Source organism: Bradyrhizobium sp. P5_C11_2, assembly GCF_054049755.1.
In genome coordinates this window covers 1-11,614 of the sequence record NZ_JBFULT010000214.1, presented here as the reverse complement: position 1 = coordinate 11,614, position 11,614 = coordinate 1, and the positions used below count along the sequence as shown (strand labels likewise).

9 protein-coding genes and 1 pseudogene are annotated in these 11,614 nt (G+C 64.1%); 2 read left to right on the top strand and 8 right to left on the bottom strand.

Annotated elements, in window-relative coordinates:
* The 8 genes and pseudogenes from ACXJL8_RS20415 to ACXJL8_RS20380 all read right to left on the bottom strand — a co-directional run.
* Positions 1 to 270, bottom strand: a pseudogene (locus ACXJL8_RS20415) (L,D-transpeptidase family protein); the annotation flags it as partial.
* A 1,177-nt stretch (positions 271 to 1,447) separates the two neighbouring features.
* Positions 1,448 to 2,215 carry an SDR family NAD(P)-dependent oxidoreductase gene (locus tag ACXJL8_RS20410; RefSeq protein ID WP_456685468.1) on the bottom strand — a complete coding sequence of 256 codons (768 nt, stop codon included), beginning with the start codon at positions 2,213 to 2,215 and terminating at the stop codon, positions 1,448 to 1,450.
* Positions 2,212 to 3,321, bottom strand: coding sequence for an ABC transporter ATP-binding protein (locus ACXJL8_RS20405; RefSeq protein ID WP_456623486.1), 1,110 nt, complete (start codon positions 3,319 to 3,321; stop codon positions 2,212 to 2,214). Before ACXJL8_RS20405 ends, ACXJL8_RS20410 begins: the two co-directional genes overlap by 4 nt.
* A gap of 10 nt (positions 3,322 to 3,331) precedes the next feature.
* Entirely contained in the window at positions 3,332 to 4,189 is an 858-nt protein-coding gene (locus ACXJL8_RS20400; protein WP_456623485.1) for a carbohydrate ABC transporter permease, read from the bottom strand.
* Entirely contained in the window at positions 4,182 to 5,066 is an 885-nt protein-coding gene (locus tag ACXJL8_RS20395; protein ID WP_456623506.1) for a carbohydrate ABC transporter permease, read from the bottom strand. The genes ACXJL8_RS20400 and ACXJL8_RS20395 overlap by 8 nt, the downstream gene beginning before the upstream one ends.
* Before the next feature lie 41 nt (positions 5,067 to 5,107).
* Complete coding sequence (locus tag ACXJL8_RS20390) at positions 5,108 to 6,394, bottom strand: ABC transporter substrate-binding protein (protein WP_456623484.1); 1,287 nt, start codon at positions 6,392 to 6,394, stop codon at positions 5,108 to 5,110.
* Positions 6,395 to 6,451: 57 nt separating this feature from the next.
* Positions 6,452 to 7,624 carry an ROK family protein gene (locus ACXJL8_RS20385; RefSeq protein WP_456623483.1) on the bottom strand — a complete coding sequence of 391 codons (1,173 nt, stop codon included), beginning with the start codon at positions 7,622 to 7,624 and terminating at the stop codon, positions 6,452 to 6,454.
* A 167-nt stretch (positions 7,625 to 7,791) separates the two neighbouring features.
* A complete protein-coding gene (locus ACXJL8_RS20380) occupies positions 7,792 to 8,508 on the bottom strand; it encodes a hypothetical protein (RefSeq protein WP_456623482.1) in 717 nt (238 codons plus the stop codon).
* A 562-nt stretch (positions 8,509 to 9,070) separates the two neighbouring features.
* On the opposite strand from ACXJL8_RS20380, the gene ACXJL8_RS20375 reads away from it, so the two are divergent.
* The gene (locus ACXJL8_RS20375) at positions 9,071 to 10,858 is read left to right on the top strand and encodes a peptide ABC transporter substrate-binding protein (protein ID WP_456623481.1); all 1,788 of its coding nucleotides are present in this window, start codon (positions 9,071 to 9,073) and stop codon (positions 10,856 to 10,858) included.
* A 69-nt stretch (positions 10,859 to 10,927) separates the two neighbouring features.
* The gene (locus ACXJL8_RS20370; RefSeq protein WP_456685467.1) at positions 10,928 to 11,521 is read left to right on the top strand and encodes a hypothetical protein; all 594 of its coding nucleotides are present in this window, start codon (positions 10,928 to 10,930) and stop codon (positions 11,519 to 11,521) included.
* Positions 11,522 to 11,614 lie beyond the last annotated feature (93 nt).

Below are 11,614 nucleotides of genomic sequence, written 5' to 3'. Positions count from 1 at the left end.
GATCGGGTACACCTTGAGGATTTTGAAGAGGCCGGTGGTGTCCTGTTTCCAGACTTCGAGCTCCGCCTCTTGCTTGAAGACGCGCACAAGGATAGGCGAGTATTTTGGCATCTTCTTTTGTCGGAGCAGCGAGAGCAACGCCGGTGGTAGCTCCTTTGTAGCCTTGGCCGGCAAGCGGTTGCTGTTTTCGCCAAGGCAGGTGGCCGGCGACAACGCCGCTAAAAAGGCTGCAGTCAGCACAAGCGCACGGAGTGCCGTGGCGCCGATCATGACCTTACCTCGGGCGTGGAATCTGCTCATTTGGGTAGCGTGTAGTCAGTGGGTTCGTAAGGCAAGCCCAGATGGACGCAGTCACCGGAGAAGTTCGAGCTTATCGTTGGCCTGGGGGATGCCAAGACGCTAGGTCTCGTCGTCCGCTTCTGGCCCTTCGGCGAAGTGGCGGCGTCGCTCCACGAGGTCCGCTTATTGAGGCATGGCGGACAGGATCTGCTCAGGTTGAGTTCTTCGCATTTTGACCCAAAGCYGACAATTGCAGGTCACGATCRGGTTGCTACAGTKACACGATACCGACGGTGCCGTGCTRCGCGCTTCCGGGGAAGGAMTCTTCAGATGCTTCGTAAKCTGAYAGGCGTGATAACCGTAATTTCGGTGATCGGCATTTCGTTCGCKTCGTTTTATYTGAGTATCGAAATGGCGAAGAAAAGGGTGGCGGYCTGGAGAAGGGGATCGACTTACATGTTCGTTCGTTCGARCGGCATGGGCGGCATTCAGCGAAGAGCGCGTGAAGTCTGGATMAAGCAGCTCGGATACGATGAGCCCGAGGCAGCTATGATMGCAAGATATCAGTCGCGCGCTGTGCTAACAGCCTTTSTGGGGTGCACGYTATTATTCTCAATMRYGGCAGCCGTACTTCAACATTTYGATCCCGCCTGCACCGGTTGTAGTACCCGAGGAGAAAGACCTGCGACGWCWACAGKCCGCTAGCGTTGGGGCCTCATCTYGGCACCCACACCAACAGTCCTGCGAAGAACCAAGGAAGAAACAAGCCTTCGACCACRATGGCGCAGCGCCGATATCTTCTGCCTTGTTCGCTGTAGGCGGACGGGTCSCGCCAAAGGGCAGGGCGGCGCCCCTCAAGACGCCAATCTGAATAGCCCTCGAAYTGAGCCATTCCGGGCGCCAGATTTCGGCGCATCTGCCGGATGAACCAAGCGTCCGCAAAGCCTAGACTCATCATGCCCAACGGCCAAATTGAAAAGATCGCGTTTGAGGCGAACGACATCACGACCTCATATCTTTTGGAAGTTTCATCTTAGCACACCAAGGCAGTGATGTCGCCTTCTGGCCCAACTCGGACCTCCGCTGAGGTCCGCTATTGCGCTGCTATCAGGGGCACAGCGGACCTCGTACGCGCCCTGTCTACCGCGCGGGTTTATGGGTACACGCCCTAGCCGAGCCCGCCGTCGACCTGGAAGCACTGGCGGGTGATGCGCTGGCTCTCGTCGGAGGCCAGAAACAGCGCCATCTGTGCGATGTCGTCGGGCACCACCGCGTCCGGAATGGCCTGACGCGAGCGCATCTCGGCGATCTGCTGCTCGTCCTGAAACCACAGCCGCCGCTGACGCTCCGTGATCACCATGCCGGGCGCGATGGCGTTGACGCGGATGCGGTCGGGTCCGACCAGCCGGGCGAGCGAATTGGTGAAGCCGACGATCSCCGCCTTCGCAGCCGCATAGGCCGGCAGCGCCGGCGCGCCGCGCATCCATGCAATCGACGACATGTTGATGATCGAACCGCCGCCGCGCGCCTGCATCTGCGGCACGATCGCCTGCGCCGCGAAGAAGACGTGCTTGAGATTGACGCCGATCATCCAGTCGAACTCGGCCGGCGTCACGTCGGAGAGAACCTGGCGCTGATCGTTGGCGGCGTTGTTGACGAGGACCGCGGCATCGCCAAGCGCTGCGTGCACTTGTGCCATTGCGGCGCGCAAGGCCTCGATGTCCAGGAGATCGCACGGCACGAACAGCGGCCGCGAGCCGGAGACGTCCGCCACCTCCTTGACCAGCGCCTCGCCCGCTTGCGTATCGATGTCGAGGAAGGCGACGCGGGCCCCCTGGCCTGCGAAGGCGCGCACGAAGGCGGCGCCGATGCCGCTGGCGCCTCCGGTGATCAACACCACGCGGCCCGCCAAGCTCGAATATGTCGTCTGGGTCATGCGATCAGCCGCTCCGTCTCGGGGTCGAACAGGCAAATGCGCCGGGTGTCGAGCGCGAAGCTGGCGGAGGCCCCAGGCGCGGGTCGGATATCCGGCGTGATGCGCGCCAGCACGGGCTCGCCACCGAGCCGCAGCAGCACGATCGTCTCCGCACCGGTGGGCTCGACCATCTCCACCGGCGCGTCGACGAGGATGGGCGCATCGCCGGAAAAGACGCGGCTGCCCTCGGCAATGCATTCCGGCCTGATCCCGAGCACCACTTCGCGGCCGGCATAGGACGCCGCCGCATCGTATCCCCGAAGGCGAATGCGGACCTCGTCCGGCCGCCCTGCGCCGATCACGGCCACTGGCCCGCCATTCTCGGCCTCGAGCCGTGCCGGCATCGTGTTCATCGGCGGCGAGCCCATGAAGCGCGCAACGAACAGATTGGCGGGATAGCGGTAGACAGTGTCGGGATCGGCGAATTGCTGCACGCTGCCCTGATGCATCACCGCGATCCGCGTCGCCATCGTCATGGCTTCGATCTGGTCGTGGGTGACATAGACGATGGTGGCGCCGATGCGCTGGTGCAGCCGCTTGATCTCCATCCGCATCTCGACGCGCAGCTTGGCGTCGAGATTGGAGAGCGGCTCGTCGAACAGGAACAGCAGGGGATCGCGCACCAGCGCGCGGCCCATCGCCACGCGCTGACGCTGGCCGCCGGAGAGCTGCGACGGCTTGCGACCGAGCAGCGGCTCGATCTGGAGCAGCCGGGCCACGTTCGCCAGTGCCTTCTCCTGCTCCGCCTTCGGCACATGGCGGCACTCCATGCCGAAGGTGATGTTCTGGCGCACCGTCATCGAGGGATAGAGCGCGTAGGACTGAAACACCATGGCGATGTCGCGGTCCTTCGGAGCAATGTCGTTGACGACGCGCCCGCCGATCTCGATGGTCCCCGCGCTCGGGCGATCGAGCCCGGCGACGATGTTGAGCAGCGTGGACTTGCCGCAGCCGGACGGCCCGACCAGCACGGTGAACTCGCCGCTCTCGATGTCGAGATCGATCGCCTTCAGCACCTCCAGATTGGCGTAACGCTTCGACAGGGCGCGAATGCTCAGTGCTGCCATGACAATCCCATCATTTCACAGCCCCTGCGGTCAGGCCGCGTACGAAGTACCTGCCGCCGAGCAGATAGATCAATAAAGTAGGCAGGGCCGCGATGATCACCGCAGCGCTCTGCACGCCATGCTGCGGGATATCGGCGATTGCGGCGGAGAGCGCGATCAAAGCCGCCGTGACGGGCTGCTGCTGGCCGGTCGTGAAGGTCACGCCATAGAGGAACTCGTTCCAGATGTGCGTGAACTGCCAGATCACGGTGACGATCAGGATGGGCGCCGAGAGCGGCAGAATGATGCGCCAGAAAATGCGAAAGAACCCGGCACCATCGATGCGTGCGGCCCTGATCAATTCATGTGGAATGGCGACGTAGTAGTTGCGGCAGAACAGCGTGGTGAAGGAGAGCCCCTGGATCGTGTGAATCAGCACGAGACCGGTCAGCGTGTTGATGAGGCCGGTGTCCCGCAGCACGATGGTCCAGGGAAGCAGGCGCATCTGCTGGGGCAGGAAGAGGCCAAGGGTCACGATGCCGTAGATCCAGCTGTCGCCGCGAAAACGCCAGAGCGACACGGCGTATCCGGCGACCGCACCGAGCATGGTCGAGAAAATCGTCGCTGGGATCGTGACGAGCGCGGAGTTCAGCACGTATGGCCGGATGCCGGCGCAGGTCTCGGCGACGCAGAAACCGCTCCAGGCGGTTAGATAGTTGCCCCAGGCCCATTGTTTCGGCCAGCCGATCATCGAGGCCTGGGCGATCTCCTCGTTGGTGCGGAGCGAGTTCAGCACCACAACAGCCAGTGGTGCGAGATAGGCGGCCGCCATCAATGAAACGAGGAGATAGATCAGAATCCGGCCCGGCGCGAAGGTTTTGTCACGCATGGGTCGCCCGCCGTCGCTGAACATAACGCCACGCTGCATAGGGCAGCAGCACCGCGAGAAGAATGAGCAGCATGAGCACCGCCGCCGCCGCACCCCGGCCGAGTTGGCCGCGCTGGAACATCAGATCGTAGACGACAAGGGCCGGCAGCTGGGTCGCAATTCCGGGCCCGCCATTGGTGAGCGCGCGGACGAGGTCGAAGGCCGAGATTGCGAACTGCAATTGGACGACGACGACGGTGATGGTGATCGGCCAGAGCGTCGGCAAGACGACGCGCCAATAGGTCCGGATCGGTCCAGCGCCATCGATCTGCGCGGCCTTGATGATGTCGGCGTCGACGGACCTGAGGCCGGCCAGGAAGAGCGCCATGGCGAAGCCCGAGGATTGCCAGATCGCAGCGATCACAATCGTCCAGATCGCCATGTCGCGGTCGATCAGCCAGTCGAATCGGAAGGAGGTCCAGCCGAGATCGCGGACGAGCTTCTGGATCCCAATGCCGGGATTGAGCAGCCAACTCCAGACCGTGCCGGTGACGACGAACGACACCGCCAGGGGGTACAGGAAGATGGATCGCAGCACGTTCTCGCCGCGAATGCGCTGATCGAGCAGGATCGCGAGCATGAGGCCGGTGATCAGACTCAGCAGCACGAAAGCGCTGCCAAACAGCAGCAGATTGTCGAAGGCAATCTGCCAGTTTCGCGACGACATGACTGCCGTGTAGTTGCGCAAGCCCACCCAACCCGAGACCGGGACAAGCGTGGAGGGCGTGAACGAAATCCAGATCGTCCACAGCGAAAACGAAATCAGATGCGCGGCCGACAACAGCAGCGGCACCCAGATCATCAGATACTCTGGCAGCCGGCCGACCGCGTCGGACATCGCCGGCCGGCCGGGCCGCGTTGCTGTGGCGACGGCGTCGGTCAACGCGAACCCTCGACGGCCTCGGCGAGGCGGGTGACCGCCTGCTCCGGCGTAATCGTCTTGTTCTTGGCGTATTCGGTGAGCACGTCGATCATCGCGGCGGTCAGGCCGTTTTCCTGCGCCATGTTGTGCGCGAGGCTCAGGACGGCCTGATTGTTCGCGACAGCGTCCTTGAGCGCGGCTGCGGTTCGCCGTTGACCGTCCGACCAGCCCTCGCCGGAAAGATCGACATCGGTGCGCACGGGGATCGATCCCGTGATCTGCGAATACATGGTCTGGATCGCCGGATCCATGACGAGCTGGGCCATCAGCGTCTGACCGGCTTGCAGATCGGGCTCCTTGCGCTGCCAGAATATGAAGGCGTCGGCATTCAGCAGGAAGACAGGCTTGCTATTGTCGCTGGGGCCCGGCGCGATGATGAAGTCGTCGAACTTGAAACCGGCGTTGCGGAGCACGCCCTGCGCCCACCCGCCCATGATCATCATGCCCATGTCGCCGTCGACGAAGCGCTTCAAGTTGGTGGCATAGGGTTGGGCGCCGACATTCGGGTCCATCCATTGGGTGATCTTGCGCATCTGTACGAAGGCGGCTTTGATCTCGGGACCCTCCAGGGCCTTCTTGTCGAGATTCATGATGGCTGCGCGGTATGCAGCGGGATTGATGCCGGCAAGCGAGGCCTCGAATTTCTGCCCGTCGTCGGGCCGGGTACCGCCGTTGGCGATGGGATATACGATGCCGCCCGTTTTCATCTTCTCGGCGAGATCGTTGAAGTCAGCCCAGGTAACGGGGATCTTGTCGGCCTTGGCCTTGTCCATCGCGCGTTTGGAGAGAAACAGCATGTTGGTGCTGTAGATCTGCAACGGCAGTGCAATCCACTTGCCCCCAGGCTTGTGCAGTTTTGCAAGGTCCGGAGCGACCACCTTTTCGTAAGCAGCGGCAGCAACGAGGGCGTCGAGATCGACGGTCGGGGCGATCTTCGACCAGGCCGCAATCTCGGGGCCCTTGAGCTGCGAGCAGGCCGGCGGATCGCCGGCAATGATCTGAGCGCGCAGCTTGTTCATCATCTCGGTGGTGAACCCGGGGACGGGCGAGTGCTGCCAGACCCCGCCCTTTTCCTCGAATTTCTTGCCGAGCGCCGTGATGGCCGCCCCATCGCTGCCTGCGGACCATTGCGAGATCGCGGTCAGGCGCGGCTTGGCCGCGCCTTGCGCCCGGGCAAATGCCGGCAATGCGAGCGCGGCAGCGGATCCAGCGAGCAGACGACGCCTTGTTGTTGTGATCGGCATGGCAGTTCCTCCCGGGTGTGAACTCTTGGCAGCGAAGCGGCGCGGCGTCAGGGCATGTCAGGCGGCCTCCGTCGATGCCGCCGGCATGCCGCCGCGGCCGGCGAGGCAGGAGGCGGCGAAGGCCAGCGCGGCCCTCGGATCGTTGCCGTTCGACGGCGGCACGAAGGCGAGCGACACCTGCGCGAGCTTGCGCCCGCCGAGCAGGCAGGCGTCGATGCCGTCGACCAGCGCGTTTCGGTCATCCTCCGCAAGCAGCGACGGCCAGCCGGAGATCGCGACGCCGCGACAGGGCTTGACGTTCAGCGTGTTGCCGATCGCGAGGCCAAGCCGGTACAGGCGCAGCCGCAGCTCCCGGCGCACGCGCGGCGGAATCGGAATCGCGCTGACCCAATCGCTGCCGAGCTGAAGCAGTTCCGGCTCGGGCACGCCGAGCAGCCCGGCCATCGCCGGCAGCGACGTATAGGCTTCGACGCAGCCATGATGGCCGCAGCGGCAGCGCGGACCGCCCTCGCCGAACACCATGTGGCCGAGCTCGACGGGCTGGAGGCCGTCGGCCTCGATCGCGTCGTCCATCCAGGCGCCGGCCACGCCCTGGCCGACGAACACGAACAGATGCGCGCCGCTGAACGGATAGTCCGCGGTGCGGCAGCGGTGAAAGATGGCGTGCGCCACGACCGAATTGGTGAACGCGACCGGAACGCCGGCGAACATTTCGCCGAGCATGGCGCGAATGCGCCCGACGTCGCAGGGAATGATGGGATTGTCCGATGCGCTCAGCCGGCCAAGCCCGGGAATGGAGACGCCGATCTGCGCGAGCGCGACGCGGCGGCGCCGGGTCCAGCCGCGCAGCACTGTCAGCGCATCGCCAAACACGCGGCCGACGGAGCCGGCGGTCGGCGTCTTCGGCAGCGGCAGACGCTCGCTGACGTGCAGTTCGCCTGACAGGCCGCCGACGCCGACACTCAGCCGCGGCCCCGCGATCTCGATCGCCGCCAGAGCCACGGAACGATCGAGCGAGACGAGACCCGAGGGGCCACCGACATAGGGCGCGGGCCGCCGGATTTCCTCGATCAGGCCCTCGGCCTTCAGATCGAACAGGATTCGCGACAGGCTCGCCTCGGACAGGCGCACCGCCTTGGCCAAAGGTGGCCGAAACGTGCCGCCCGACCGGAGCAGATGCCCCAGGATGGCCGCACGCGTCTGCCGCCGACTTCGCGGCTGCTCAGACATTTCCGTCCCTGTCGTCATTCTTACTTAGTGTAAGAATGTGCGCGCGGAGCGTTTCGCCTGTCAAGGCGAATGCCGTGCGATGCCGGGACTTGTTGTTGTGCGCGGCAGCAAGATCGGCGCGCGAACGCTGTGCCTAGAGCCTGCGCCGCAAGCAGCCGTCGCGCCGTTCAGGCGAGACGTGCGACATCGACGATGATGCGGTTGCGGTTGTCGGGGTCGACCAGGACCGGCAATTCGGATCCGGTGGCGGTGCGCATCTCGCGCCGCGCGGCGCTGCTGAATGACATGCGCGTCACCGCCTGCCAGGGCGGCCCGCCATTGGGGTCGCTGACACGGAGGGTGATGTCCCAGCTTCCGCCGGGCGCGCTGCTCGGTTCCGCCGCGTGCGCGCTCAGCACTGTCGCGCTGGCCGGCACGAGACCGAGCGCCGCGGCGCCGCCGGCCAGCGCGATCTCCGTCTGCTGCGGCGTGAGGCCGTTGACCAGCGCGGGCGACGAATCTGCATGCGCCACCTCGCGCCAGACACGGGGAAACGGGTGATCGTGATCCGTGTCGGCCTGCCGCTCACGGCGTTGCGGAGCGCGACGACTCTCCGCAAGCGTTTCGGCGGCCTCTCGCCCGGCCGGCACCCGATCCCATTCGATCCTGAACCGGTTCGGATCGGCGAGGTCCACGGTGACGGGGAGCACCATTCCGGGGCGGGGCCATTTCGGCTTGGGCACGTCGTAGCCGCTATACTGCACGGCAGCCGGCGCGAGCCGCTCCGCGGCGATCACCCCGTCAATGACGCATCTGGGAACGAGAACGACCTCGCCGGCCGCGTCGGGAAACGGCGAACAGGCCACCACCTGCAACTGTCCGCCGACCGGGTTCGTGATCCGCATCCGCCTGCCCCTGCTGAACCAACCCATCGCCATTCTCTTGCATCCGTCATTGGCCGGACGATGCATGTGAACGTTGAACCGCTTTCCACATGAATGCGTCGTCAGCGCGGCAACGAATCTTCGGCCGGAGCAACACAACGAAACTTGAGCTGCCGGCTGCGACCGGGTTAGCGTTGCGCGCGGCCTTTGAACTTCCCCAAGTTCGTTTAGTTCGCACTGGATCGTCGCCTGATCGCGGTTTCGGGCGGCGGTCCAGTTCCCGCTTCGCACCGGCCCGCTCACGCTCGTGTCCCAGACAAGCTGCAACGCGCATGGCGCGTTGAAGACGCGCGTAAACGCCGGGACCCCGCGGCTACGGTCTCCCGTGCGGCATGGGCCCCGGCTCTGCAGCGCACCGTCAAGGAGACGCTGCGCTGCCTCCGGGGCACGAAACCGGGATCCATATCGTCCATTCGCCATTTCGCCGCAGGGCTGTTCGGCCTTGCCGGCATTGCCGCCTCGTCCATGATCAAACATGATGGGTGCGGCCGGTGACGACTATTCCTGACAGGTGGGGGCTCTGATGAACGAAAACGAAATCCGCAGCTTCATCGCGGAGGTGAAGCAAGGCACGCTGTCGCGACGCGCGTTCATCCGGACAATGGCTGCGGTCGGGATCGCAGCACCGGTCGCGAGCCAGATCCTGCTCTGGAACGACGTGGCGATGGCGGATGCCACCTTGCCATACAAGCCGACCAAGGCCGGCGGCGGCGGCCCGCTCAAGATCCTGATCTGGCAGGCCCCCACTCTGCTCAATCCGCATTTCGCGCTCGGCACCAAGGACCAGGTCGCCTCGCGCATCTTCTTCGAGCCGCTCGCCGGCTGGGACAAGGAGGGCAACCTCATCCCCTGCCTCGCTGCGGAGGTTCCGACCAAGGCGAACGGCGGCCTCTCCCCTGACGGCACCAGCGTGACCTGGAAGCTGAAGCAGGGCGTGCGGTGGCATGACGGCAAGCCCTTCACCGCCGACGACGTGGTCTTCACCTGGCAATATGCCGCGGATCTGGCAACCGCGGCGTACACCACGGGGTCCTACCAGAACATCAAGGTCGAGAAGATCGACGACCACACCGTCAAGGTGATCTTCAAGGCTCCGACCCCGTTCTGGGCCGACCCCTTCGTCGGCTCCGTCGGCCAGATCCTGCCGAAGCATCATTTCGGCGACTATGCCGGCGCCAAGTCGCGCGACGCGCCGGGCAATCTGAAGCCGGTCGGCACCGGGCCGTACAAATTCGTCGAGTTCAAGCCGGGCGATTTGATCCTGGCCGAACGCAATCCCGACTATCACGTCAAGAACCAGCCGCATTTCGACACGCTCGAGGTCAAGGGCGGCGGCGATGCGGTCTCCGCGGCGCGCGCCGTGCTGCAGACCGGCGAATACGACTATGCCTGGAACCTGCTGGTGGAGGACGAAGTCCTCAAGCGCATGGAAGCCAGCGGGAAAGGCAAGGTGGAGTTCACGCTCTCCGGCGGCGTCGAGTTCGTCATCCTCAACACGACGGACCCGTGGACCGAGGTCGACGGCGAGCGTTCGAACGCCAAGACCAAGCATCCGACGCTGTCCGATCCGGCCGTTCGCCGGGCGTTCAACCTGCTGGTCGACCGCGAGGCGATCCAGAAATTCATCTACGGCCGCGCCGCCGTCGCGACGGCGAGCTTCGTCAACCAGCCCAGCCAGTTCAAGTCGAGCAAGCTGAAATACGAGTTCAACGTCGACAAGGCGAACAAGATCCTCGAGGAGGCCGGCTGGAAGATGGGCGCTGACGGCATTCGCGAGAAGGACGGCAAGAAGCTCAAATACGTCTTCCAGACCTCGATCAACGCCCCGCGGCAGAAGACGCAGGCCATCATCAAGCAGGCCTGCCAGAAGGCAGGGATCGACATCGAAATCAAGTCGGTCACCGGATCGGTGTTCTTCTCGTCCGACGTCGGCAACCCCGACACCTACTCGAAGCTCTATTGCGACATGGAGATGTACAACACGACGCAGCCGCAGCCCGATCCGGAGCGGTTTTTGAACCAATGCGTGTCCTGGGAGATCTCGACCAAGGAGAACAAGTGGCTGGGCCGCAACGTCTCGCGCTGGTCCGATCCCGAAGCCGACAAGGCCTACAAGGCCGCGCAAAACGAGCTCGATCCCGTCAAGCGCGCCGCACTGCTGATCAAGGTCAACGAGATCTTCTGCGAAGCCAACGTGCTCGTGCCACTGCTCTCGCGCAACATCGTCGGCGGCAGCGTCAACAGCCTGATGGCCGACATCTCGGGGTGGGATGTGACGACGTGGAATTTGGCGAGTTGGTATCGGAGCTGAAGGGGGACGGATCGCCGCGAATCGCCGTAGCGGGCGAAGCTCTCCCGGAGACCACGCATGTTCACTTCCGTGATCGCGAAAGCACGATCATTGCTTGACCGGATACGCCCTGGTCCTTCGCAAGACATCTCCGATGCCGGAGCCGAACGCCGGGGTCGGGAAGCGACGGGCGCCATTCTTGCGTTGATCAGCCTGATCGTGCTCGTCGCATGCGTCGGCGCGGCGATCGCCCTCACCCAGATCAGGTCATTGAAATCGGAGGTTGTCGCGCTTCATCGCGAGCTTGCGCCGCTCAAGGAGCGGGTCGCGCAACTGGATCAAGCCGAGAAGGCAAGGCGTCAGGCTGAACAGCAGCAGGACGCAAGGGACAAGGCTGCGATCGAGAGAAGCAATCGTCTCGGCGAAACGCAGGCCGCATTGAATCTCTCGTCCGAGGAAATTCAGCAGGTCAAGGTGTTTATCAAGCCGGCTCCCTCGCCAGGCGCTCCGGCAGACGCCATCAAGGTTGGCGACGTCGTGGACGGTGCGATGATCCCGCTGCCATCCCCGCTCACGGAGAAAATACCAAAGCTGCTCGGCGCCAGATTTGCAATTCGAAACGGCGCGATCATCATCGTCAGACAAGGCAGCCGGCGGGCGGACGCCGTGCTGGGTCCGAACTAAAGCGCGATGAGATTAGGATGAATCGTCATCGCGCTTTAGGTTGTTGTTTGAGCATGATCTTTTCGGAAAACCGCTGCGCACTTTTCCGGATCA